Annotated in this window: 23 protein-coding genes and 1 pseudogene; 17 read left to right on the top strand and 7 right to left on the bottom strand. The window is 40.9% G+C overall.

The window, feature by feature from the left end; all coding sequences use genetic code 11:
- The first annotated feature begins 1 nt into the window (after position 1).
- The 3 genes from B3297_RS19890 to B3297_RS19880 all read left to right on the top strand — a co-directional run bounded on the left by B3297_RS19890 (position 2) and on the right by B3297_RS19880 (position 3,204).
- The gene (locus tag B3297_RS19890) at positions 2-1,150 is read left to right on the top strand and encodes a YdcF family protein (RefSeq protein WP_070566352.1); all 1,149 of its coding nucleotides are present in this window, start codon (positions 2-4) and stop codon (positions 1,148-1,150) included.
- 5 nt (positions 1,151-1,155) lie between these two features.
- The gene (locus tag B3297_RS19885; protein WP_286767687.1) at positions 1,156-2,028 is read left to right on the top strand and encodes a phosphodiester glycosidase family protein; all 873 of its coding nucleotides are present in this window, start codon (positions 1,156-1,158) and stop codon (positions 2,026-2,028) included.
- Positions 2,029-2,124: 96 nt separating this feature from the next.
- Entirely contained in the window at positions 2,125-3,204 is a 1,080-nt protein-coding gene (locus B3297_RS19880; protein WP_286779345.1) for an SGNH/GDSL hydrolase family protein, read from the top strand.
- A 232-nt stretch (positions 3,205-3,436) separates the two neighbouring features.
- Here the strand turns inward: B3297_RS19880 and B3297_RS19875 are convergent, their stop codons facing one another.
- On the bottom strand, positions 3,437-4,195 hold the full coding sequence (locus B3297_RS19875; protein WP_201639622.1) for a type 1 glutamine amidotransferase domain-containing protein: 759 nt from the start codon (positions 4,193-4,195) through the stop codon (positions 3,437-3,439).
- Between the two features lie 218 nt (positions 4,196-4,413).
- Between B3297_RS19875 and B3297_RS19870 the strand changes: the two genes are divergently transcribed.
- On the top strand, positions 4,414-4,860 hold the full coding sequence (locus tag B3297_RS19870; protein ID WP_201639621.1) for a nuclear transport factor 2 family protein: 447 nt from the start codon (positions 4,414-4,416) through the stop codon (positions 4,858-4,860).
- Positions 4,861-5,877: 1,017 nt separating this feature from the next.
- Here the strand turns inward: B3297_RS19870 and B3297_RS19865 are convergent.
- The gene (locus B3297_RS19865) at positions 5,878-6,336 is read right to left on the bottom strand and encodes a hypothetical protein (RefSeq protein WP_201639620.1); all 459 of its coding nucleotides are present in this window, start codon (positions 6,334-6,336) and stop codon (positions 5,878-5,880) included.
- A gap of 359 nt (positions 6,337-6,695) precedes the next feature.
- On the opposite strand from B3297_RS19865, the gene B3297_RS19860 reads away from it, so the two are divergent.
- Complete coding sequence (locus B3297_RS19860) at positions 6,696-7,142, top strand: nuclear transport factor 2 family protein (protein WP_201639619.1); 447 nt, start codon at positions 6,696-6,698, stop codon at positions 7,140-7,142.
- Positions 7,143-7,271: 129 nt separating this feature from the next.
- Here the strand turns inward: B3297_RS19860 and B3297_RS19855 are convergent, their stop codons facing one another.
- Entirely contained in the window at positions 7,272-7,607 is a 336-nt protein-coding gene (locus tag B3297_RS19855) for a hypothetical protein (protein ID WP_236586112.1), read from the bottom strand.
- 217 nt (positions 7,608-7,824) lie between these two features.
- On the opposite strand from B3297_RS19855, the gene B3297_RS19850 reads away from it, so the two are divergent.
- Positions 7,825-8,271, top strand: a complete 447-nt coding sequence (locus tag B3297_RS19850) for a nuclear transport factor 2 family protein (protein WP_201639618.1) — start codon at positions 7,825-7,827, stop codon at positions 8,269-8,271.
- Between the two features lie 134 nt (positions 8,272-8,405).
- On the opposite strand, the gene B3297_RS19845 is transcribed toward B3297_RS19850, so the two are convergent.
- Entirely contained in the window at positions 8,406-9,470 is a 1,065-nt protein-coding gene (locus B3297_RS19845; protein ID WP_286779344.1) for a hypothetical protein, read from the bottom strand.
- A gap of 215 nt (positions 9,471-9,685) precedes the next feature.
- Positions 9,686-9,835: a hypothetical protein gene (locus B3297_RS19840; RefSeq protein WP_159332799.1), complete on the bottom strand. Its 150-nt coding sequence runs from the start codon at positions 9,833-9,835 to the stop codon at positions 9,686-9,688.
- A 28-nt stretch (positions 9,836-9,863) separates the two neighbouring features.
- On the opposite strand from B3297_RS19840, the gene B3297_RS19835 reads away from it, so the two are divergent.
- The 3 genes from B3297_RS19835 to B3297_RS19825 all read left to right on the top strand — a co-directional run bounded on the left by B3297_RS19835 (position 9,864) and on the right by B3297_RS19825 (position 12,495).
- The gene (locus B3297_RS19835) at positions 9,864-10,031 is read left to right on the top strand and encodes a hypothetical protein (RefSeq protein WP_286779343.1); all 168 of its coding nucleotides are present in this window, start codon (positions 9,864-9,866) and stop codon (positions 10,029-10,031) included.
- 101 nt (positions 10,032-10,132) lie between these two features.
- The gene (locus tag B3297_RS19830; RefSeq protein ID WP_286779342.1) at positions 10,133-11,815 is read left to right on the top strand and encodes a tetratricopeptide repeat-containing sensor histidine kinase; all 1,683 of its coding nucleotides are present in this window, start codon (positions 10,133-10,135) and stop codon (positions 11,813-11,815) included.
- Positions 11,816-11,829: 14 nt separating this feature from the next.
- Complete coding sequence (locus B3297_RS19825; protein ID WP_070564641.1) at positions 11,830-12,495, top strand: response regulator; 666 nt, start codon at positions 11,830-11,832, stop codon at positions 12,493-12,495.
- A gap of 252 nt (positions 12,496-12,747) precedes the next feature.
- Here B3297_RS19825 and B3297_RS19820 read toward each other — a convergent pair whose 3' ends face one another.
- On the bottom strand, positions 12,748-13,236 hold the full coding sequence (locus B3297_RS19820) for a tetratricopeptide repeat protein (RefSeq protein ID WP_286779341.1): 489 nt from the start codon (positions 13,234-13,236) through the stop codon (positions 12,748-12,750).
- Positions 13,237-13,442: 206 nt separating this feature from the next.
- A pseudogene (locus B3297_RS19815) lies at positions 13,443-13,856 on the bottom strand (DEAD/DEAH box helicase family protein); the annotation flags it as partial.
- A 426-nt stretch (positions 13,857-14,282) separates the two neighbouring features.
- Here B3297_RS19815 and hxlB point away from each other — a divergent pair.
- The 8 genes from hxlB to B3297_RS19775 all read left to right on the top strand — a co-directional run bounded on the left by hxlB (position 14,283) and on the right by B3297_RS19775 (position 23,338).
- A complete protein-coding gene (hxlB, locus tag B3297_RS19810) occupies positions 14,283-14,846 on the top strand; it encodes a 6-phospho-3-hexuloisomerase (protein WP_070564632.1) in 564 nt (187 codons plus the stop codon).
- Positions 14,847-14,884: 38 nt separating this feature from the next.
- Complete coding sequence (gene hxlA / locus B3297_RS19805) at positions 14,885-15,514, top strand: 3-hexulose-6-phosphate synthase (RefSeq protein WP_027374807.1); 630 nt, start codon at positions 14,885-14,887, stop codon at positions 15,512-15,514.
- Between the two features lie 131 nt (positions 15,515-15,645).
- Complete coding sequence (gene gndA, locus B3297_RS19800; RefSeq protein ID WP_286766913.1) at positions 15,646-17,043, top strand: NADP-dependent phosphogluconate dehydrogenase; 1,398 nt, start codon at positions 15,646-15,648, stop codon at positions 17,041-17,043.
- 11 nt (positions 17,044-17,054) lie between these two features.
- The gene (zwf, locus tag B3297_RS19795) at positions 17,055-18,575 is read left to right on the top strand and encodes a glucose-6-phosphate dehydrogenase (protein ID WP_286766912.1); all 1,521 of its coding nucleotides are present in this window, start codon (positions 17,055-17,057) and stop codon (positions 18,573-18,575) included.
- Positions 18,568-19,296, top strand: coding sequence for a 6-phosphogluconolactonase (pgl, locus tag B3297_RS19790; protein WP_286709538.1), 729 nt, complete (start codon positions 18,568-18,570; stop codon positions 19,294-19,296). The genes zwf and pgl overlap by 8 nt, the downstream gene beginning before the upstream one ends.
- 14 nt (positions 19,297-19,310) lie before the next feature.
- The gene (locus B3297_RS19785) at positions 19,311-20,186 is read left to right on the top strand and encodes an AraC family transcriptional regulator (RefSeq protein WP_034722848.1); all 876 of its coding nucleotides are present in this window, start codon (positions 19,311-19,313) and stop codon (positions 20,184-20,186) included.
- Between the two features lie 63 nt (positions 20,187-20,249).
- Positions 20,250-21,896: a glucose-6-phosphate isomerase gene (pgi, locus tag B3297_RS19780; protein ID WP_286779340.1), complete on the top strand. Its 1,647-nt coding sequence runs from the start codon at positions 20,250-20,252 to the stop codon at positions 21,894-21,896.
- Between the two features lie 290 nt (positions 21,897-22,186).
- Positions 22,187-23,338: an iron-containing alcohol dehydrogenase gene (locus tag B3297_RS19775; protein ID WP_070564616.1), complete on the top strand. Its 1,152-nt coding sequence runs from the start codon at positions 22,187-22,189 to the stop codon at positions 23,336-23,338.
- The last annotated feature ends 183 nt before the right edge of the window (positions 23,339-23,521 follow it).

The raw sequence follows: 23,521 nt of genomic DNA, 5'->3' as shown, positions 1-23,521 counted from the left end.
GATGAAACAATTAAGCTGTTTATTTATCCTTACCCTTCTTCTATTAGGCAACAGCCGAGCTGCTGAGCACAAGAATATCCTGCTATTATTGGGTTCAGCCGATCCTGAGGTATTGGCCCAGCGGGTAGATGTTGCTGCCCAGCTCTACCATATCCGGCCGATGGATGCTATTGTGGTGTCTGGAGGTTGTGGTGCGCACGGTTCCAAGATTTGTGAAGCTTCGTCCATGGCGCTGCAATTGGTCAGCAAGGGGGTACCTGCGGCATTGATCTTCAAGGAGGAAAACTCCAAGACGACGGTGCAGAATTATATTTTCAGCAGACGCCTCAAAAATAACGCTGGAGAGCGAATCATCCAGCCTGGAGATACGGTGTATGTTGTTTCCAACCACTGGCATGCGATCGCTGTTGCTGCACGCCTGGAAAAATACGATGGGGTGACAGCGAAATTTTTTATTGAAGGTGCTATTCAGCCCAAAAAGGAAGACCGTCTTGATTATGGCGGAATATTTAACGCTTACGATGACAACCATCTCTTTACGTTAAAAGGCACCTGGCTGACACCGGAAGCGGTATGGACAAAAAAAGACAGCACCTATTATCTCACACAGGATATGGTCTACACAACGGATGTAGCTAACACAAGCTATAGTGTCAGTCCAGTGGAGAAGCTGTTTCCTTTTCTGAAAGGGAGTTCAGAGTTTAATCCACCGATATATATTGACGACGTGGTCGTATGGTACATCCTCTTTGATGGCTATTGCCGTAAAGTTTCAAAAAAAGATTTTAAGGTGCTGGATGAACAACCGATTCAGAAATGGCTGACGCTGCCAGACACATTGAACTGGAGCCAAATCAATACAGGGTATATCCAGGGAAAATCATTGGTATTGATCGGAAAGGACAAGGTGCTATTGGCGGAGCGAAAAGGAAAGGCCTTTCAGTATGAGCGGGAAACTGTGCCGCAACACTATTTTGCCAACTGGCCCTATAGCTGGGGGACGGGCAACGTAAGTGCGGCAAGATTACTGCCATCAGAAAACAAGGTCGTCTTTTACCGCAATATGGAATCGGCCGTATACACTATTAACCAGAAAACAATTGAAAAAGTGGTTCCATTAAAATTAAAGTGGATCGGCGAAATAAAGTAAAACAGATGAAAAGAAATTTTATATATAGCTTATTGCTGCTTTTTCTTGTTATTTCATGCAAGAAAAATGAGGGCGGAACGCAGCTGCCCTATGACTACAGTATTCCCCAGGAAGAAAACTTGGCGGAGATTATCAATACGGCAGCTTGGAATACAAAAACGGTTGCTGACGGTGTGCTGTGGAAATATTACCAATTTCCACGGATATTTGAAACCAAACAATATGTCAATGTATTTGAGATCGATCTGAAGAAAGGCATGCAGCTGGAAATTCCCTATGTGAAGACCGGATTTCTAAAAACAAGTGCTGCCGCGACGGCTAAGGGCGCTTTGGTGGCATTTAACGGCAGTTACTTTAATACCAGTACAGGCGGATCAACCGTATTTTTCAAATACGATGGCCAGGTAATCAATCAGACTGTGAATGGATTTAATAGCTACCGTGAAAATGGTGCATTTACCTTTACGGGGCAAAGCTATCAGATTGTGCCGAAACCCGCAGGAGGCTGGGGGACGCTGAGCGCCACCGCTGCACTGGCTGGCGGCCCGTTATTGATGCAGAATGGTCAGGTGCTGGAGCAGTTGAATGTAGATTTCAATACCAGCAGACATCCCCGTACAGCAGTGGGGCTTACCAAGGACAATAAACTTATTGTAGCTGTTATTGATGGCCGCTCATCACAATCACAGGGACTGACGATACCCCAGCTGGGCGAGTTAATGGCTGCCTTGGGCTGCACTTCCGCGTTAAACTATGATGGTGGCGGTTCCTCCACAGCTTGGGTGAAGGGCGAAGGCGTGGTTAACTATCCTTCAGATAATGGAAAGTTTGACCATGAAGGTGAACGCGCTGTAGCTACGGTATTTACAGTGAAATAAATTCGATACCTTTATAAGTAGATGGCCATCTTATGGATAATATGAGATGGCCACTATTCAATTAGAATCATTTCTATTGCTATTAATTGAAACATCATGAGAAAAAAGACAAGTATCCTATTTTTCCTCCTTCTTGTTTGTGGCTCAGTATCTTTATACGCCCAGCAGGTTATTTCGTCGGCCAAATTTGAGCTGCAGGGAAGAGCTTTTGAAAACGCACCAAAATTTCATCGGATAGATACAGCGAAGTACAGGCAACTTCCTGCTGCGGTAAAGAAATTATATACCCATGCTGCAGGAATGTTTATTACGTTTAAGAGCAATACGAGCAAATTATCTTTACGATGGAAGACGGCGGATGCGGCGCTAGGCAATAATTCCACGCCGATTATGTCACGGGGTTTTGATGTATATGTAAAAGAGCCCAGTGGGTGGCGCTTTGCAGGGGTAGCTCGTCCCGATCTGAACATGGCGGAAAGTAAAGCTACGCTTGTTGAAGATATGGCGAAAACAGAAAAAGAATTTCTTGTTTACTTTCCCTTGTATAAAGAGCTATTGGATTTTGACCTGATTATTGATGACAAAGCCACCTTTGTTGGTACCAGACAGTCTTTTAACAAAAAGGTCGTGATTTATGGTTCCAGCATCGTCCATGGTGCTTCCGCAAGCCGCCCGGGATTAGCTTATCCAGCGCAATTAGGGCGGCGGTTGAACGCCAATGTGATCAACATGGGCGTGAGTGGCAATGCCCGGATGGAGCCTGCCGTGGCTGATATGCTATGTGATATTGATTCTATGGGTCTACTCATCATGGATTGTGTGCCAAATAGTAGTCCCGAAGAAGTCAAAGAACGAACGTTTAATTTTGTGAAACGGATTCGTAAATCCCATCCTCAGGAACCCATATTGCTGATAGAGAGTATTACCCGTCAGGTCGGCAATTATAATTTAAAATGGAGCGCGCAATTGACCGAGCAGAATAAGAATTTTAAGCTACAGTATGAAAGACTGCTACAGGCAGGTTACAAAAATTTGTATTACATACCTACAGACCATTTGATAGGTGATGATTCGGAAGGAACAGTGGATGGCACCCACCCTACAGATGTGGGATTTGAAAGGATGCTTAAAATAATCGGGCGTAAAGTAGAGGCGATTCTAGAAAATAGTCCGTAAATCTTCACCAGCTTTCCACTACTACTCCGGGAGTAATCGCTGACTTTCAGAAATACGCAGACATCTAATCGTGTCAGTTTGCAGAAGCAGGGACGTATTTGTAAACCCCTTAGAAGCCAAAAAAAGGGCCTGATTCTCATCAGACCCTTTCTGTTAGCGTTTAATTGTACAGTAAATATTGGACAGACCCTATGATTTTCAAAAGGCAATGTTTTTATTTTTGGGGTGTACCTTATTCAGCTAATGCTTTGACGATGGCTATGCCTACAGCTTTGGCTGATTGCGGGTTTTGCCCAGTGATCAATCTGCCGTCAATAGTGACATGGGACTGCCAAGGTTCGGATTTTTCATAAATCCCACCTATTGCTTTTAGTCTATCTTCTAGTAAAAAGGGAACAACATTGCTGAGCTTGACAAGCTCTTCTTCTTCGTTGCTAAAGCCATTAACTTTTTTCCCTTTTATCAAATATTCGCCGGTGCTCAGTTTGATGTTGGTTAAGCCTGCAGGTCCATGACATACAGCTGCAATGACCCCATTTGCCTCATATATCTTGGTGGCAATCTTTGCGATTGATGGGTCGAAAGGCAGATCCCACATCGCACCATGTCCTCCGGCGTAAAAGATGGCTTTGTATTCTTCAGGTTTTACCTGAGAAGGTTTGAGTGAATGGGTGATTTTATTGTGGTAGTATTTATCCTCCCAGAATTTTTTGTTAACGGGATCATTTAGGTCAAATCCATCCACAGGTGGATTTCCGCCCTGTGGGCTAACAAAATCAATCTCATATCCGGCAGCTGTTAAAACCTCCCATGGATGCGAGACTTCCCCGAGATAATAACCTGTTTTTTCGCCTGTATTGCCTTTTGTATCGTGACTAGTCACTACGAATAGAATTTTTGGTTTTCGGTTTGTTGCATAGCAATGCGTTACTATTAAGATTAATAAAGCCGAAAATATTCCTATTTGCCTAAAGAGTTGTTTTGCTTTCATATTGCTTTGATTTTCTTCTTGTTGGAACAAATTTCTTGATTTTGTATGGTAATTTACCGTGACCTACATCACAAAATTAAAATTCACCTCCCCATTCCTGCCATTCACCGAGTTTTTCTGAGCGTTGGTCTAAAGATCATAAGCTTGGGGCCTATTGTGTTGTAGTTTTGAGTCAACAAATAAGAACAGATAAACTAACAATATAAAATAAAGACATTATGAACTCATTAGTAAAAACATTCGCAGCGGCAGCCTTAATCACAGTATCAACTTTCGCTATGGCAGCTGAAGGACCGGGAACAAAATCGGCAAAAGCAAACGTTAACCTTTCCACAGCGGACTTGGCTTTAGATCACTACGTTGCGGTAACGACAGAGGGAGAATCAGCAGGAGTAGAGCAGTTGTTTGCAGCTGATTTCAATCAAAAGATTCAAGCTACCAATGCGCAGTCTAACAGCCGTAGCGAAGTGATTAAATCCTTGAAAAAGCAAAAAGGAGAGAAGCTGAACTGTACAGTAAGCACAGACATCTTAGAAGAATCCGCAGACTATATGGTGGCTAAAGTGACGTTGAAATTTGAGAATTTCACTAAAACAGATCTAGTTACCTTGGAGCGTGTAGGCAATGACTGGAAAGTTTCCAAATCAATCAATTCGTATAAGTAGAAGCCATCTCAAATAAATATATATGTTGTAGAGCCATATCGGAAGATGTGGCTTTTTTGTTTTGGCGTATAGACAACATCCATGGTAAAGAGATATGTCTTTTTTTTGCCTTTTATCAAATTTTTGATCTTAAAAGAAGGGTAGCTTTGGGATATTAAATAAATCAATTATGAAAAAGCATAGTTTCTTAATGGAAAGACTAGTAAGATATAAAGCGTTTATTAACATCATTACAATATTGCTTTTGTTGCTTTTACCTCTACCGGGTGAAAAGTTTACGCTCCTTTTTTTTATGGTGTTATTTCTTGCTCTATTTCAATTTTTTACTTGCCTGAATTATGTTGATTTCATCAACATGTGGGACTTAGTTGTTCAAGCTCTACTGGCGACTATTTATATTCTAATCTGTACAACAGTTTTACTGCATTCGTTATATATCATAAAAAGAAGACTGGGAACTACATTAGATAGGATATTTTCGATAGTTATAGGGATAGCAGGTCTTTATAGCCTACATGCTGTCCTACAATACCCGGATATGTTTTCTTTTGCTTGGCTTGCATTATTTTTCATTTTCAATATAATGAGATGGATGCTTATAACAAAGGCTGATTATTAGCGGATGATATGCTTATTGGAGCAAATAAAGGATCCCGAAAACTAGGGGTAGTACGTTTTAGTTTAGAAGCCAGATCCTGAAATCTGGATTTTTACGTCAAAAGGGCCTGATTCTCATCAGACCCTTTCTCTTAGCGTTTATTTGTACAGTAATTTTTATGTTTCCTATCGTTTCCTCTTTTTTGTTTCGTCATCCAAAGTTTTTAAAGACTATTGGATTTTCACTGTACGACGCCAATTTTTATGTTGAACCTTTCTTTCGAAAGGAAGCTTGTAGCCGTTTTGTATTATAAGAACAACGGCTATTTGAAAATAGTTTTATTGGAGTAAATTTTTTTGATAAATTGTATTGGCTTATTTATACTGTATGAAGATCTTGCCTTCCTTTTTCATTTCAATTTATTTCTCCCATTCGTTTCTGTCTGGATACATCTTGAGATCTTTGAATTCGTCAAAATCATTAAATAATTTAATACCTTTTAACAAACGAGTTCCATCTCGATCGGATTGCTTGAATGCTATTAATGCAAAGCGTTGATCGATCTTTTTACTTTGTATTTCAAATAAAACCTGAGATGAATTAACATTTATGCAAAAGGCTGAAACTGTGGCTCCTTTTAAAATAGTGTTCGTAGAATGGCTCCGTAAATAATCGACTATAGATCCTGATGAATCGATTTCTTTATACAGCATATCTTCGAAAGCTAATTTTTTCTCAATTGATATTGCTTCCCAAGGATATTCTACAAAGGCTGTTGTAGGATTTTCGGTAATAAAATCCTCAATTATTTTAGTGTCAACTCCCGCTAGGTGGATTCTTTTAGGTTCTTCTGGCAATTCCTCACTATCTTCTATCATTATACCTCCTGTGGGAAATAAAAACAGTCCATTTTCGAGTTGAATATTTAATCTTAAGGCCAGCCATTCTTTTAAATTCTGACCATTTGTATTTAGAAATTCCTGGGCGTGCTGCTGAATCTGTGCGAAATATGTTTGACTGGGGTTAACTTGTGGAAGCTTTTGCTATTAAAGATAGCTGTTATAGTCTGATTATCGAAAATTCAATGCTTTATTCTAAACCCTTTCCTCTCCCCATTACCGCCATTCACCGAGTTTTCCTGATCGTTGGTCTAAAGGCCATAGGCTAGGGGTCTATTGTGTTGTAGTTTTGAGTCAACAAATAAGAACTAAAAACTAACACTATAAATAAAGACATTATGAACACGCTAGTAAAAACATTCGCAGCAGCAGCTCTAATCGCAGTATCAACTTTCGCTATGGCAGCTGAGGGACCTGGAGCAAAAGCAACAAAAGCAAACGTTAACCTTTCTACAGCAGACTTGGCACTTGATCACTATGTTGCGGTCACTACGGAGGGAGAATCAGCAGGAGTAGAGCAGTTGTTTGCAGCTGATTTCAATCAAAAGATTCAAGCTACCAATGCGCAGTCTAACAGCCGTAGCGAAGTGGTTAAATCCTTGAAAAAGCAAAAAGGGGAAAAGCTGAACTGCACAGTAAGCACAGACATCATTGAGGAATCGGCAGACTATATGGTGGCTAAAGTGACCTTGAAATTTGAAAACTTCATCAAGACTGATCTGGTTACCTTGGAACGTGTGGGCAATGACTGGAAAGTATCCAGATCGATCAATTCGTATAAATAGAATTTAAATAATTAGTGGTTTGCCAGTAATAAAAGACAAACCACTAGTGAATCATATGTTTATTTATGGCCACGTCGAGAGATGTGGCTTTTTTATGATTTATCTATTTTTTTAGTTCGGTTTATTATCCTAAATAATCTCGTCAGGGATTTGACTCAACTGTGAAACTAAATAATTAATGGGGGCGGTCAATTCAGATTGGTTACAATCGTATTGATCAATAACGCCGTAGATTTCAAACGATGATATATTAAAGCCTTCTTCAATGTCATTATAGTAAATTATTTGATTTCCAAATAAGGCAACCACCCAAAAGCCCCCACTCTCATCTCCAAACGATTTTTCTTGCCACTTATGAGGAGTTACTTTGATGAGATTCCAAAGGTTTAAAGCTTTATAATCCATTGTCAGTTCTGCTTGCAAAATAAGAAGTTCTATTTTGTCAATTGATATCGGTGGCCACATGCACTAAGATAATGAAATTTTGAAATAAATTATCTCTCCCCGAATCTATAGCTTCATTGAATCGTTAATTCGAATGATAACTTTCACCTCCCCATTCCAGCCATTCACCGAGTTTTCCTGAGCGCTGGTCTAAAGTCCATAGGCTAGGGGCCTATTGTGTTGTAGTTTTGAGTCAACAAATAAGAACAAAAAACTAACAATATAAAGTAAAGACATTATGAAAGCATTAGTAAAAACATTCGCAGCAGCAGCCCTAATCGCAGTATCAACTTTCGCTATGGCAGCTGAAGGACCTGGAGCAAAAGCAACAAAAGCAAACGTTAACCTTTCTACAGCAGACTTGGCACTTGCTCACTATGTTGCGATAACTACGGAGGGCGAATCAGCAGGCGTAGAGCAGTTATTCGCAGAAGATTTCAATCAAAAGATCCAAGCTACCAATGCGCAATCTAATAGCCGTAGTGAAGTGATTAATTCCTTGAAAAAACAAAAAGGAGAAAAGCTTAACTGTATAGTAAGCACCGACATCTTAGAAGAATCAGCTGACTATATGGTAGCCAAAGTGAGGTTGAAATTTGAGAACTTCACCAAGACTGACCTAGTTACCTTGGAGCGTGTGGGCAATAATTGGAAAGTATCCAAATCAATCAATTCGTATAAATAGAATTTTACAACTGGTGGTTTGCGGCAAATAAATGACAAACCACTAGTGAATCATATGTTTAAGTTTAGTTTAATAAGCCACGTCGGAAGATGTGGCTTTTTTAGTTTGGAAATTTGCATTTGAGCAACAAAAGATTATTGTTTTTGCATAATACCATATTTCTTGTTTTGATCATCTTTGGCGTTTGTTCCTGCGTAGCTATCTAAAATCCGCATGGTGGCCGCTTTTAGGGAACGACCGAATTCCGTGGGATGATAACCTGGTCCAGTAAAAAATTCCACCTCATGATTGATTTTTGAATACCATACTCTTCCTACATCCTTGGGACCCAGGGTATCTGGTCTCGTTATTTTCACAAATCCCTCGAGTTTGTTTTTATCTAAGCCTATCACTTGATAAGGCTGTGTCTTACTCTGACAATCTACCTCAATATATTTTTCTCCATTCCAGCACATGCACTCTTCAGGCGTCAGAAAATGTACGGTAGTCAATATTGCCAATACCAAAAGTGCTACACCTGAAAACCTCAATACAAGTTTGTTTTTTTTGAAAAATGGTTGCGGATATTTAAATCTGTCAATATCATCCTTGTTTTGCCTCCGCTCATTTGAGTCATTTTGAATGTTCAGATCGTCAATTAATTCTTCAGCTTTTTCTTCTTCCGGTTTATCCTTAAGTTCTTTGTTTTCACCCGTCAATGTGGAAATCATTGGTGAACCCTCCGATGTTGGCTCTTTATCGTCGGTAGGGATTAAAGGGGCATCTGGTTTATCAGTCAGCGATGAGCTTTTTCCTTCATCTATTGGTGATGGATCCTTCGCCCCATCTGATGTTGAGGTATCATAACTGTATCGAAATGGCCTCGGCCGGTAGTCCACTAGTATTGCGAGTAGTTTCACAACTCGGTCTTCAGGGTCTTGCGTAATGTTAAGGGCAAATTTCTGCAATGCCTTTAATGACCCAGTATTGTATTTCGCTATTGCTTCTTCCAAGTTCTTTTCTTTTTTATATGGATCAAAGAACTTTTGTAAAATTTCGATATCCTCGGGAGGCAAACCTTCGGATAATCTAACTAAGCAATAATCTCTTAGCTTGGCGAGCGAAGGATTAACTAATAAATCATCCAGCTCATGGTTGTTTTTCTTTGCCTCATATAGGGCAAGAACCTCTTCTTTAAATTTGGCAAATGTCGTTGGCATGGCATCAAAATTAAGCTAATTCTACACCGGAATTTACGGAATCCCGTAAGTCAATACATTCTTTATACATCGGAATTCATAGAATCTTTAGCATTTTATCGGACCTTTCGGACCTATCGGAATCATTTGATAAAAAGGGTTTTAACGGCTATAACTTTGTTCTCGAAGTCAGATGATGGATCGATTAAAATATAAACAAAGATACTAATCTGATTTCACAATGAGAAGATCTCGCGGTAGTCTTTAGCCGGTTTGGGAAGCAGCTTCTGCCTCCCGCGATTGACACTCTTACTTCCCAAAAAATTCAGAAGGCCTTCTGAAAACATTTGTAGCAATCCCGTGCATGGTGCACGGGGACTACTCATTTTTTCAACTTTTTAAATTTTTTGAATCATGTGGAGTTTAATATTATATTTTCTATTTGGAATCGGTCAACCGTCTAATTCACAACCTGGCGCAGGAACGTCAACAGTACAAACGGCAGATGCACCTCCTATGGATCCGGGGGATAACGGGGGGGAAACGAGCACGCCAATTCCACCTCGGCCACCAAAACCATAACAAATACACAAACGGGAGGTAGCATCTAGTTACCTCCCGTTTTAAATTTATATATTGCTTTGATGGCTAATTTTAATTATTTTCGAGAAAAATGAACCATCTTGAAGCCTCTTTATATATTCCTCTCCCTGTTATTTTTTTCCTCTTGTTATAAGAAAGAAATAGATAAACAACCTTCAGCGGAAAATCCATTTTATGATATTGCATACAATTATCTCGAACAAGGTGTTTCCGATAGTGCGTTTTTAAATTTTAGTCGGGCTAAAGATATTTTCCTTGAATCTAAAGACAGTATAAATACAGGCAATTGTTTAATTATCATGGCAATTTTGCAAAAGGATCTAGGAGATTATTTTGGAGCACAGGAGACCGCCTTACAGGCCTTGAATTTTTTGAATTTCGAAAACCCCAAACATCGTATATATTTAAGTTCCGATTATAATAATTTGGGAGCCAGCACTAATAAACTTGGTGACTATAGGAAAGCAATTCTATTCTATAAAAAAGCTATTCACTTTTCAGACGACTCATTGACAACATCAGTTTATAAAAATAATTTAGCAATGAGCTATATGAATGTTAAAGAATATGATAAAGCAATTGATATTTTAGATAGTGTATTAAATGAAGTGCATGCTTTGCCAACTGAGTATGCAAGATCTTTGTCGAATATAAGCTACGTCCGATGGCGTAGAAATTCAAATTATTCAGCAGTTTCAGGTCTTTTAACAGCCCTGAAGATTAGAGAGGAAAAAAAAGATTTATGGGGCCTGAATGCAAGTCTAGCTCATTTAGCAGACTATTATGAAAGGATTAATCCAGACTCTTCCTTATTCTATGCTCGAAAACAGCTAGCCATGGCGAGACGACTTAAGAGTGGAGATGATCAGATGAAAGGCCTCTCACGAATGATAAAGGTAGGCTCGTCAGACTCAATTACCTTTTATTTTAATCAATTTGAGACAATAAGCGACAGCATCCAGCAAGCCCGCGCCGCCGCCAAAAACCAGTTCGCCCTAATCCGCTACGAAGTTGAAAAAAATAAAGCCGATAACCTGCGGCTGGAAAAAGAAAATGCCGAAAAGCAGAACCGTCTTATACGACAACGCGCGATTACAGGTGCAAGTATTTTTTTACTCCTATTAGCTGTTGGTGGAGGAACGCTTTGGTACAAACGACGCAAGCAACGTCTAGAACTCGAAGCACAGAACCGCGTCAAAGAGACGCAGTTGCATCTTTCTAAAAAGATCCACGATGTCGTGGCCAATGGCATCTACCGGGTGATGTCGGAAATCGAACATGGCGATGAAGTGAATCGCGATGACGTACTCGATAAACTGGAAAATATGTACCACCAGTCGCGCGATATCTCGCACGATGTCGAACAGGAAACGATCACAGAGATACCTTATAACGAGCAACTGGCCAGCTTACTCAAATCCTTTGCCGCTGACCATCGGAAGGTATTAATCGCAGGTAATGATGCCGAACAATGGGACGATATTAGCAAACGTATTAAGGATGAAGTGAAGCATGTGCTTCAGGAGCTGATGGTCAACATGAAGAAACATAGTCAGGCCGAACAGGTCGTCGTTCGTTTTGAAAAATCGGACCAAAAACTCAACATATTCTACAAGGATAATGGTGTCGGAATCCCACAAGAAAAATCGAATGGAAAAGGTTTAGCAAATACGGTTTCCCGTATTGAAAGCTTCGGTGGTGAAATTACCTTTGTGAATGAACCGGGAAAAGGGCTCAATATCACGACCACTATCCCATTATAAAAAGACAATAATGTATGTTTAAGAAAGTACTCATTGCCGAAGACCACGAGATAGCCAACATTTCTGTGCAGAAAACCCTGCACGATCTCGGTATTCACAATACCAAATACGTTTATTATTGCGACCATGCACTGACCTGGATTAAAAATGCGATCCGCGATGGCGAACCATATGATCTGCTGATTACGGATATCGAATTTGAAGATGATGATAGTCCGCAGGAGATAAAAGATGGGCTTTCACTGATCAAAGCTGTCAAGATTGTACAACCAGACATTAAGGTTATTGTCCTGACGGCCAAGGACCGTTCGTCCCTGATCAATGATATGTTCAAGAATAACGAGATTGATGGCCTTGTTCGCAAAGCGCGCCGCGATGGCCAACATCTGCGCGAGGCATTGCAAGCTGTTGATCAGAACCGCACGTACCAATCACCCGACAGTAAAAAATTTATTCAGGAGCAGAACTCGCACGAGTTTACGCAGTTTGACCTGCATATCATTAAACTCCTGTATGAAGGCGTGTCCCAAAAAGAAATGCCCGAATATCTCCAGCAGCGTGATATCCGCCCGTCGAGTCTGAGTAGTATCGAGAAAAGGCTCAACCTCATGAAAGATGTACTAGGTTTTATCAAAAATGAACAGCTTGTTGCACACTGCAAGGAATTAGGTTTTATATAAATAATCTTTGATATCGGATTACGGTTTTCCGTAAAGAATCTTGGGGGTATCGTGCTACTTTTGTGAAAGCAAGGTAAATAACGAGGTTGGGTTACTTGCCGAAAATACGATATCTGATGCATTCAAGATATTTAGTGCCATATTTTAACCAATAAGATGATGAGAAAGGGCTATCCACCGATAGCCCTTATTTGTTTTTATGATCATTTGTAACAGCCGACTTATGAGAGATCCAGCTAAATGCGCGATCATTTAATCAGCCTTATTGGAAAACGTATTGATTGTGTTTAGCGCATAGTAAGCGATTCCATTATCCGGATATTCTTCCAAAATTTCTTCGTATAGCGCTTTTGCTTTTTCGGCTTGCCCGGTCTGCGAATAACAGAATGCAATATTACAGAGCGCCATTTCCCGATAGCTCATTTTTGAAGCGCTAAACATGGTAACTGCCCGATATTTATCTAACCATTTCTTTTTTGTAAAGAAATCGACACTCTGTTTAAAATATTCAATCGCACCGTTAAACTCATTTTGTTTGACTGCTTTCATTCCCTTTTTGTGGCTCTTTGGAATGAGCTGTTGCAATGCTGTTATTAAAATGAAAAAAAGAACTGAGGCGACGATCATGCCCTCAAGTTGGAATAAGAATAAGGAAGCTACCATCAGGACCATCCAGAACACAATAAGGATTAAAACAGCTGGCCAGGACACTGACCTTACAATAGGAACATTTGCACTCATATAGATTAATAAATTGCTGGTTGTAATTTTTCTAAAAGGTATCAAAATTTCTTAAAAAATCCTCTTTCAGTATGTCGATGACGTTAAGTTTTAAAGCGGTATTTATCGTATCGAAAAGGTCTGGCAAATACGGTTTCCCGTATTGAAAGTCTCGGCGGCGAAATTACCTTTGTCAATGAACTGGGGAAGGGACTTGATTATGATGCTCCAAATCCATAAATGGACGAAACCGATGCGACAACAATAGTATCCCTGCGTTCAATAAGGGATTTTGTGGTGGAAAGGCGGAGTATTTCCAAATGTTCGTTAATGGAAGAATCTTTTTCAACGAAACGGTCACTGCCGGGCAGATACATCTCAGGCTGAAAATAATCATAATATGAGACGAAAAACTCAACAGCATTCTCTGGAAAAAATTGCTTCATTTCATCATATAGCTGAGCAGTCAAGGTCTTGTTAGGTGCAAGAATCAAGGTCGGACGCTTTAGCTGGTGGATAATGTTTGCCATTGTAAAGGTCTTTCTTGAACCTGTGATACCTTTGAGTGTCTGGTGGGTAGCTCCAGATTCAATTCCCGAAACAAGTCTTGCGATAGCATCCGGCTGGTCTCCTGCGGGAATATACTATGAGTGTAATATAAAAAGGCCTTTTGACATAAGTTTCCTGTTAGTTGGTTGTAACACAAATATAATTAAAAAACTGATTCACGGTTTGCCGGTGTTCCGGGAAAATCAATGTTTCATTGATCCGTAAACTAAAGCTCTGGAATTTAATGTTTGACTACTAGACATAAAATAGTTTGGTAAGACCATAATGTGCGTCGGACTGTTATTGATCAGGCACAGTTATCTTTTTTCTGAGTTCAGCGACACCACTCCCTATACAATACAGTATTATTAAAATATAACCCGCTCTTTTACAGTGGTCAAGAAGGTCGCAAATGTATATTATATAATGTTATATGTATAATATCATGCGTCTCAGGCAACATACCTTTGTATTATCAAATCAGAAGATCTGATGATAAAATATCCTTACTACAGAAAATGGAAGAGAATAGTTCAATAAATAATTTAAATATAATCCTGGATGAAATTAAAGCGATTTCATCAGTGCTGAATCCGGTATCGCTACAGACACTGGAGGACAATTTAAAGAAAGCGGACCGTATATTTTTTGCAGGTGCCGGACGTACAGGCTTAGCACTGAAGATGGCTGCCATGAGATTTATGCATCTAGGCTTAAATGTATATGTTGTGGGTGAAACAACTACGCCCGCAATCTTAGAGAACGATCTTCTGCTGGTAGGCTCCGGTTCTGGAAGCACGCCGACACTTGTAATCGCCGCTGAAAAGGCAAAAAAACAACATGCAACTGTAATAGGCATTACAGCGGATTCGAATAGCAAAATTGCTAGCCTTTCAGACCATGTGGTGCTTGTTAATGCGGCGGTGAAGACGGACTTTGGAGAATCAGCGTCCCGTCAGTATGCTGGAAGTCTCTTTGAACAGTCTGTCCTTTGGGTCCTTGATGCTGTATTTATGACACTGTGGAGAGATTCAGGCCTGACAAAAGAGGAGCTCTGGCCGAAACATGCCAATCTTGAATAACGAGAAATACAATTAAATAAATATTAAAATTTTATATTATGACTAAGTTACAAGTAGCGATTGACTTATTGACTACAGAAGCAGCCCTTGATTTGGCTGCAAAAGTATCACCTTATGTGGATATCATCGAGCTGGGAACACCTTTAATCAAAGCTGAAGGTCTAAAAGTGATCACCGCAATGAAATCCGCGCATCCTGATAAATTGGTCTTTGCGGATCTGAAAACAGCTGATACAGGTGCATTAGAAGCAGAAATGGCATTCAATGCAGGTGCGGATCTGGTAACCGTAATGGGTGCTGTTGATGATTCCACGATCAAAGGTGCAGTAGAAGCTGCAAAAAAAGCCGGTAAACAAGTAGTAGTTGATACGATCGGCGTAAAAGACCGTGTACAACGTGCCAAAGAAGTTACAGCCTTTGGTGTGGCATTTGTTGAGTTGCATGCCGGCCTTGATGAACAGGCTCAGCCGGGTTATAATGTGCAAAAACTTATCGGTGAGGGCCGTGAGGCACAGGTTCCTTTTTCGATTGCCGGTGGTGTAAATCTTGACACGATTAAAGATGTCGTGGCTGCTGGTGCAGCAGTAGCTGTTGCCGGAGGAGCCATCTATGGTGCCCAGGATCCAGCTGCAGCAGCTAAAGCCCTGAAAGAAGCCATCACAGCATAAATCAGAAAGTCGGACTATCCTTCGAAGTCTTCTCTGTACTAACAGGGAAGACTTTATACTGCAAATCTAATCTGCTCAATTTTTAACTGTAGTGAAGAATGATATAAATAGAATATTTAAAGATTTAGAAAATGAAGACATATAATTTTGGTATAGTAGGCCTGGGTGTGATGGGCCGAAATTTATTGCTCAATATGGCGGATCATGGATTTGCTGTGGCCGGGCTGGATATGGATCAGGAGAAGGCCGGTTCATTGCAGAATGAAGCACAGAAAGACCATCAGATTTTTGCAACCGTTGATCCGGAATCCTTTGTTAAATCTCTGGAAAGCCCGAGAGCAATAATGCTCCTTGTTCCTGCGGGTTCTTCTGTTGACGGGGCAATAGGAACTTTACTTCCCTTGCTGGATGAGGGCGATATAATAATCGATGGGGGCAATACCTATTTTTCTGATACCGACAGGAGGTATCAGGAGCTTTCGTCAAAGGGAATCCACTTTTTTGGTATGGGAATCTCAGGTGGTGAGAGCGGGGCCAGAAGGGGGCCGAGTATGATGCCCGGAGGTGATAAGGTAGCTTATGAGCGATTACGCCCCATTTTTGAAGCAATTGCTGCAAAAGTTGATGATGCACCATGCGTTGAATTTTTGGGTAACGGCTCAGCGGGCAACTATGTGAAGATGGTTCATAACGGTATAGAATATGGAATTATGCAGCTTATTGCAGAGACCTATGATATAATGAAGAATGTCTATCATCTGGAGCATGAAGTGATACAGGAATCATTTGAACAGTGGAATAGGGAAGAACTGAATTCCTTTCTCATTGAAATTACCGGAGCTATTCTAAAGCGAAAAGAAGAGAATACTTTCCTGGTGGATCTGATTTCAGACTGGGCTAAATCCAAAGGGACAGGTAAATGGACATCTCAAAATGCAATGGATCTTCAGGTACCCGTGCCTGTGATCGACGCTGCTGTCAATATGCGGGACATGTCTAAATATAAATTGGAAAGGATTAAGGCATCGAAACTGCTGACCTGGCAAAATGCGTCAAAAGTTGATCCTGTTGATCTAGAACATCTGAAGGCCGGTCTTTATTTCGCCATTATTAGCACATACGCACAGGGGCTTGCCCAGCTTAGGATGGCATCTGATACCTATGGTTATGGACTGAATCTGGAGACCGTGTGTAAAATCTGGCGCGGGGGCTGTATCATCCGTGCGACACTTCTGGAAGACTTCCGAAAGGCGTTCGCTTTACAGCCGGATCTTGCAAATATTCTGCTTGACAGGGAGATTGCTGCCAAGTTAAATGCATCACAGGCAGGTATCCGGTCCATCATTCGGGATGCCATTCAGAATGGTACACCTGTTTCGGCATGGATGAATGCACTGTCATATTTCGATGCTTACCGTGCAGAAAATTTGCCTACGAACCTTATTCAGGCACAACGGGATTTTTTTGGAGCGCATACTTATGAAAGAACTGATAAGGAAGGCGTATACCATACCCATTGGGAATCTTAAAATTAAATAAAATGAAAAATAATGATAAAAAGCCAACCTCTATCGTAGTTTTTGGGGCAACAGGAGATTTGGCGAAAAGAAAATTATTTCCTGCATTTTTCAATCTGTTCCTGGAGGGTTGGTTTCCCGAGGAATTTGAAGTTCTTTCACTGGGAAGAACGGAACAGACACAGGAAGAATTCAGGAATTATATCCTTGAAAATATCAGGACATTTTCAAGAATCCAAAAATTCTCCCAGGAACAATGGAATAATTTCAGTGAGAAAATTAAATTTATCAGATTTGATATAACACAGGAGGAATCTTTTATCCGGTTGAAAAATGAACTTGATACCATTGATGTAAACTTGGGGATCAGATCCAACCGTCTGTTTTACCTTTCGGTAGCACCCAGTTTTATTGAAACGGTATCGAATAGCTTAAAAAATGCAGGTCTGACCGAGAATGTTGATCAGGACAGGATGATCATTGAAAAACCTTTTGGCTATGATAAGGCTTCGGCCGTAGCACTCAATAAGCTCCTTTCGCAGACTTTTAAGGAAGTGCAGATCTACCGAATCGATCATTACCTTGGAAAGGAGAATGTACAGAATATCCTGGCTTTCCGTTTTGGAAATACCATTTTTGAACCATTGTGGAATAATAATTATATCGATTCTGTACAGATTACCGTTGCGGAGACTGTCGGCGTTGAAGACCGGGGCGGATACTATGATGGGTCGGGTGCTCTCCGTGATATGATCCAGAACCATTTGATGCAGATTCTCTGCATGATTGCCATGGAAGCTCCCGCTGCATTTGAATCGTCAGAGATCAGGGACCGTAAAGTAGATGTGCTCAAAAGTGTCAGAAGGATGAATCTTGAGGATATCGGACATTATACGGTAAGAGCACAGTATATCGAGGGAGAGATTGACGGTAAAAAGAAACCTGGCTATTTGGAAGAACCCGGAGTGAATCCAAACTCAAATACCGAAACATATGTTGCGATGAAGTTTTACATTGACAATGAACGCTGGCGCGGGGTACCGTTCTATATGCGGACGGGCAAGCGCATGCAGGAAAAAAAATCTTCCATCGTGATCAGTTTCAAAGACGTCCCGTGCACGACATTTCGAGATGATCTGAATATTCTGTTCCCCAATAAACTGGTGATCAATATCCAGCCAGAAATGGACGTCAGGCTGTCGTTCATGACCAAAAAACCAGGTCTGGACATGAAGCTGAAACCGGCTGAAATGGTATTCGACTATTTTGAATGTTCATCGGAAACTCCTGAAGCTTATGAAACCTTACTCTTGGATGCTCTTGACGGGGATTCTACTCTTTTTATGCGTTCGGATCAGGTGGAGGAGGCCTGGGATGTTATCTCTAATATTCAGGCCGCCTGGGAAAGCGGAAATTCGTCAAAGATGGACACGTATGCTGCTGGAAGTGCGGGGCCTGCAGCTGCGGATGATTTATTGAAGAGACAGGGGCATCACTGGTTATCTACTTCTGCCGAAAAATTTAAAAAGGAACAAGATGCTTAATATATTTGCGACCACAGAAGAAATTTTCAAAGAAGCTGCAGCGGTTTTTATCAGTTCTGCAAATGAAGCGATTAGGCAGAAAGGATATTTTGCTGTTGCACTGACGGGCGGATCTTCACCGGAAGGCCTGTATAGGTTATTATCGGAAGATCAGTATAAAAACCAGATCGACTGGACCAAAGTACTGATCTTCTGGGGAGATGAAAGGTGGGTGCCACTTGACAATGACCTGAGCAATGCCAGGATGTCCTATGAGCAGCTCTTGGACAGAGTGCCTGTTCGGCCGGTCAATGTCTTTCCCATGTACCGGGACGGTATAACAGCAGAGGATTTTGCTGCTGTATATAATGTATTATTAAAAGAAATGCTGGGAAGTGATGGCAGAATGGATCTCATCCTTCTTGGAATGGGACAAGATGGGCATACTGCCTCGTTGTTTCCGGGAACCGAGGCGCTAGATGAAACAGAAAATTGGGTCACTGCGTATTATCTGGAACAGCAGCAGATGTACAGGATTACACTGACGGCACCTTTTCTTAACAGGGCACGAAAACTACTCGTGATCTCTTTTGGAGAAACGAAGGCGGAAGCTCTCAAAGAGGTTATCGAGGGACCTTATAACCCCAGAATATACCCGGCACAATTGCTTGCGCCATCTCAGGGAGAATTATTATTTTTGGTAGACAAAAAAGCAGCAAAATATTTGCACGGCACTATTTAATATAAAAAATAAATATGATCACACATCATCTGAAAGATATTCAGCATAATTCTGAAAGGGCAATCACGCCCTTTCATATTTTTGAATTGGACAGGAATGCACTGGAGGAATATAGGGAACCGCATACAAAAGACCATTTTTGTCTATTATTTGTTAAAAAAGGCAAAATGAAAATGCAGGTAGAGGACCGTCGGTACGATGTGACGGAAAATAACATCTGTGTTATATTTCCTGGACAGCTATCATCAAAAGAACAGATCAGCAGCAACTTTGAGGGCAAGATGATCCTGTTTGATGAAGTGCTGTTCTGTTCGGATATCCTTAAAAATGAGCTGAGTATTTACAATCACAACATTTCTGTCAAACTCAATCATATTGAACTGCCCGTAGCGGAGACCAAGGAAGTAGAGTTGCTGTTGGATCAGATAGAAAAACTATACCACGACCTAACATCGGTAAAGAAAGAACAGGCACGGTTCTACATCAAGATAACGTTACTTAAGCTGGTCGAGTTTGTCCACACGAAGTGGGACAAGAATAAACTGACCAATGAAAATACAAAACTCTATGGGAAATTTTTAGAATTACTGGAGCGGTATTACAAGACAGAACGTACAGTAAGCTGGTATGCGGAAAAATTGCTGATTTCACCCAAAAAATTAAATGAGATCACCAAGAAAACCGCGGGGCTGACCTCGATCGAAACCATCCACGCAAGGATCATGAATGAGATCAAGCAGCTGTTGCTGCTCTCCAGCTATTCCCATAAAGAAATTGCTTTCGAACTTGGCTTCAACTCACCCGCTGCACTTAATAAGTTTGTTAAGGCTAAGCTTGATGAAACACCCACGGACCTGCAGCAGCAATTGGCGCAAATGTATAAGACATAGGTATAAGTTGGTTGCGTGACCGCCGGAGAATTGAACGAGGTTTGTAACATAAATCTTAAACATATGTTACCAACGGTTAATTTAAAAGATACAGCGGCTTTTCAGAAGCTTACGGCACATTTCCAGATGATAAAAGATGTGCAGATCCGCAATTTGTTTATAGAAGATCCCCATCGCTTCTCCACGTTTTCAGTGCAATGGGGCGATGTACTGTTTGATTATTCAAAAAACAGAATTACTGGAGAGACGCTGAACCTTTTGCTGGAGCTGGCAAAAGAGGTGAAACTAGACCAGGCGATTGATAAAATGTTCGCTGGAGACAAGATCAATGCAACGGAGGGTAGGCCTGTTCTGCATACAGCACTGCGCCAGCCAAAAAATGCGGTAGTTACTGTTGATGGAGTGAATATCATACCCCAGGTTCATGAAGTACTGGACCAGATGAAAAATTTCACACAGGATGTACTTTCGGGAAGCTGGACCGGATATACGGGAAAGGCGATAACTGATGTTGTCAATATCGGGATCGGTGGGTCAGATCTCGGCCCCGTCATGGTAACGGAGGCTTTAAAAGCATATAAAACGCCTCTGAATCTGCATTTTGTATCGAATGTCGATGGTACGCACATTTCTGAGGTCTTTAAGCATGTTAATCCTGAAACTACACTTTTTCTTATTGCTTCCAAAACATTTACCACCCAGGAAACGATGGCCAATGCCCATAGTGCGCGTTCTTGGCTGCTTGAGGCGGGGGCTAAAATAAAAGATATCGAAAAACATTTTGTTGCGCTGAGTACGAATGAAGCTGAGGTGGAAAAGTTCGGAATCAATACGCGTAATATGTTTGTGTTCTGGGACTGGGTAGGGGGCAGATATTCATTATGGTCCTCAATAGGACTATCCATCAGTCTTGGAATAGGATATGATAATTTCCAGGCGTTATTGGAGGGTGCCCATGAGGCCGACGAGCATTTTCAGCATGTTCCCTTTGAAAAGAACATTCCGGTAATCATGGCTCTTTTGGGGATCTGGTATATCAATTTTTATGGTGCTGAGACCTTGGGTATTTTTGCGTATGATCAATACCTGCACCGTTTTGCGGCCTATTTTCAACAGGGGGATATGGAGAGCAATGGTAAATATATCGACCGTAACGGTCATGTAGTTGATTATCAGACAGGACCTATAGTCTGGGGCGAACCCGGTACCAATGGACAACATGCGTTTTATCAGTTACTTCATCAGGGGACTAAGCTGATACCTTCGGATTTCATCGCGCCTGCTCAGAGTTTAAATCCGCTGGGAGAACATCATAAAATACTATTGTCCAATTTTTTTGCACAGACCGAAGCACTGATGAACGGAAAGTCAGCGGAGGAAGTGATAACCGAATTGCAGGGATCAGGAAAATCGGCTGATGAAATCGAGCAGCAGCGTAAATACAAGGTATTTCAGGGAAACCGTCCGACAAATTCATTTTTGCTGAAAAAGATAACGCCAAAATCATTGGGTAAACTGATCGCTCTTTATGAACATAAAATTTTTGTGCAAGGGGTCATCTGGAACATTTTCAGCTTTGATCAATGGGGTGTTGAACTTGGTAAACAATTAGCTAATGCTATCTTACCTGAACTTCAGGAGGATCACCAGGTTCAGGGCCACGACTCATCTACCAATGGGTTGATCAATCAATATAAGTCCTGGCGCTGATTCAGGATAGGTTTTACTCCGAGTATAAAAAGCAGAAGTAATAAACTTCTGCTTTTTATACTTGATACAGTACGCTATATGCTGTATGTCAGTGATTAAATGTATAAAAATGAATGTTGTGATCAGTGTAAAGTATTTGATTTTGAATAGAATAATGGTTGTTGTCTGCCTTTTTGTTTTAATTTCAGTTGTTTATTCATAAGGGAGCAAATGTATATCATATAATATTCAATGTATAACATCAGCGTCTGTCATTGCAGTACTTTTGTATAAGAAATTTAAAATAAAATATGAGCAAGTTATTTGTTGCCAGCGAAGTATTTCACGGAGCTGGAAGTTTATCAGAATTAAAGAACCTTTCAGGAAAGAAAGCGATCATTGTAACTGGTGGACAATCAATGAAAAGAAGTGGCACCTTAGATAGAGCACTTTCCTATTTAAACGAAGCAGGACTTGAAACTGCTGTTTTTGACGGTGTTGAAGAAGATCCGTCTTCGGAAACAAGTCTTAAGGGAGCTGCAGTGATGCGTGATTTTGAACCGGACTGGATTGTTGGTCTTGGGGGCTGTTCTGCAATCGATGCGGCAAAAATGATGTGGGTCTTCTATGAATATCCCGATGCCGATTTTGAGGCAATGACAAAACCTTTCACTGTTCCGACATTACGCCAGAAGGCTAAATTTGTAGCGATCCCTTCTACAAGTGGTACCGGAACAGAAACAACAGGTCTGGCGGTTATCACTGATAGAGAAAAAGGGGTGAAGTATCCGATCGTTTCTTACGAGCTAACTCCTGATATTGCAATTGTAGATGGAGAAATATGTGCTTCAATGCCGGCTCACATCACATCAAATACGGGGCTGGATGCTTTGACACATTGTGTGGAAGCCTATGTGTCGAATATTGAGGACAACTATGCAGATGTACTGGCAAAAGGAGGTCTGGAAATTGTTTTTCAGAATCTGGAAGAAGCGGTGAATAATCCGGGCAATATCAAGGCTCGTCAAAACATGCACGATGCTTCATTTATGGGAGGTTTAGCTTTTAATAATGCATGGTTGGGTATTGTACACTCATTATCGCATCAAGTTGGTGCCCTTTATGGTATTCCCCATGGTGCAGCCAACGCGATATTCCTTCCAAATGTGATCCGTTACAATCAGACAGCAACAAACAGATACCCTGATCTGGCCAAAATTGTTGGCAGGACATCAGCAGAGGAGCTGGCTCAGGAAATTGAGAAACTTAGAGCGTCCGTCAACAACATAGGTTCACTTAAAGCATTCGGTATTTCCCGTGAAGACTGGGAGAAAAATCTGGATTTCATCAGCAAAAATGCTTTAGAAGATCCATGTACAGGTTTCAATCCGCGTAAACCGACTTTACAGGACCTAAAAGATCTTTACAATGCTTCTTTTGAAGGCAATATCTATCAGAATTAGACCAGTTTGATGAAGAAAGTGGTTTACCCTTTAATTTAGGGTGGATCACTTTCCTCCGTTTGGTATTTTGGAACTATATTTATTAAATTGGAATCGGAAATTCTTATTTTGAATTCATATGTGTCCTAAAGAAATTTTAGGATTCGATTTCTGTGGTACAAGCATAGCTTTTTTCATCATTTC

Source organism: Sphingobacterium sp. UBA3519 (assembly GCF_002377215.1).
In the GTDB taxonomy this organism is placed as follows: Bacteria; Bacteroidota; Bacteroidia; order Sphingobacteriales; family Sphingobacteriaceae; genus Sphingobacterium; species Sphingobacterium multivorum.
Note: the sequence above shows the minus strand (reverse complement) of the source record. Positions and strands in the feature narration are given on the sequence as shown.

What these genes read in the sequence shown, in the direction of transcription:
- B3297_RS19890 (WP_070566352.1), top strand. Translation starts at nt 2, where the DNA reads ATGAAACAATTAAGCTGTTTATTTATCCTTACCCTTCTTCTATTAGGC.
- B3297_RS19885 (WP_286767687.1), top strand. Translation starts at nt 1,156, where the DNA reads ATGAAAAGAAATTTTATATATAGCTTATTGCTGCTTTTTCTTGTTATT.
- B3297_RS19880 (WP_286779345.1), top strand. Translation starts at nt 2,125, where the DNA reads ATGAGAAAAAAGACAAGTATCCTATTTTTCCTCCTTCTTGTTTGTGGC.
- B3297_RS19875 (WP_201639622.1), bottom strand. Translation starts at nt 4,195, where the DNA reads ATGAAAGCAAAACAACTCTTTAGGCAAATAGGAATATTTTCGGCTTTA.
- B3297_RS19870 (WP_201639621.1), top strand. Translation starts at nt 4,414, where the DNA reads ATGAACTCATTAGTAAAAACATTCGCAGCGGCAGCCTTAATCACAGTA.
- B3297_RS19865 (WP_201639620.1), bottom strand. Translation starts at nt 6,336, where the DNA reads ATGATAGAAGATAGTGAGGAATTGCCAGAAGAACCTAAAAGAATCCAC.
- B3297_RS19860 (WP_201639619.1), top strand. Translation starts at nt 6,696, where the DNA reads ATGAACACGCTAGTAAAAACATTCGCAGCAGCAGCTCTAATCGCAGTA.
- B3297_RS19855 (WP_236586112.1), bottom strand. Translation starts at nt 7,607, where the DNA reads ATGTGGCCACCGATATCAATTGACAAAATAGAACTTCTTATTTTGCAA.
- B3297_RS19850 (WP_201639618.1), top strand. Translation starts at nt 7,825, where the DNA reads ATGAAAGCATTAGTAAAAACATTCGCAGCAGCAGCCCTAATCGCAGTA.
- B3297_RS19845 (WP_286779344.1), bottom strand. Translation starts at nt 9,470, where the DNA reads ATGCCAACGACATTTGCCAAATTTAAAGAAGAGGTTCTTGCCCTATAT.
- B3297_RS19840 (WP_159332799.1), bottom strand. Translation starts at nt 9,835, where the DNA reads ATGAGTAGTCCCCGTGCACCATGCACGGGATTGCTACAAATGTTTTCA.
- B3297_RS19835 (WP_286779343.1), top strand. Translation starts at nt 9,864, where the DNA reads ATGTGGAGTTTAATATTATATTTTCTATTTGGAATCGGTCAACCGTCT.
- B3297_RS19825 (WP_070564641.1), top strand. Translation starts at nt 11,830, where the DNA reads ATGTTTAAGAAAGTACTCATTGCCGAAGACCACGAGATAGCCAACATT.
- B3297_RS19820 (WP_286779341.1), bottom strand. Translation starts at nt 13,236, where the DNA reads ATGAGTGCAAATGTTCCTATTGTAAGGTCAGTGTCCTGGCCAGCTGTT.
- hxlB (WP_070564632.1), top strand. Translation starts at nt 14,283, where the DNA reads ATGGAAGAGAATAGTTCAATAAATAATTTAAATATAATCCTGGATGAA.
- hxlA (WP_027374807.1), top strand. Translation starts at nt 14,885, where the DNA reads ATGACTAAGTTACAAGTAGCGATTGACTTATTGACTACAGAAGCAGCC.
- gndA (WP_286766913.1), top strand. Translation starts at nt 15,646, where the DNA reads ATGAAGACATATAATTTTGGTATAGTAGGCCTGGGTGTGATGGGCCGA.
- zwf (WP_286766912.1), top strand. Translation starts at nt 17,055, where the DNA reads ATGAAAAATAATGATAAAAAGCCAACCTCTATCGTAGTTTTTGGGGCA.
- pgl (WP_286709538.1), top strand. Translation starts at nt 18,568, where the DNA reads ATGCTTAATATATTTGCGACCACAGAAGAAATTTTCAAAGAAGCTGCA.
- B3297_RS19785 (WP_034722848.1), top strand. Translation starts at nt 19,311, where the DNA reads ATGATCACACATCATCTGAAAGATATTCAGCATAATTCTGAAAGGGCA.
- pgi (WP_286779340.1), top strand. Translation starts at nt 20,250, where the DNA reads ATGTTACCAACGGTTAATTTAAAAGATACAGCGGCTTTTCAGAAGCTT.
- B3297_RS19775 (WP_070564616.1), top strand. Translation starts at nt 22,187, where the DNA reads ATGAGCAAGTTATTTGTTGCCAGCGAAGTATTTCACGGAGCTGGAAGT.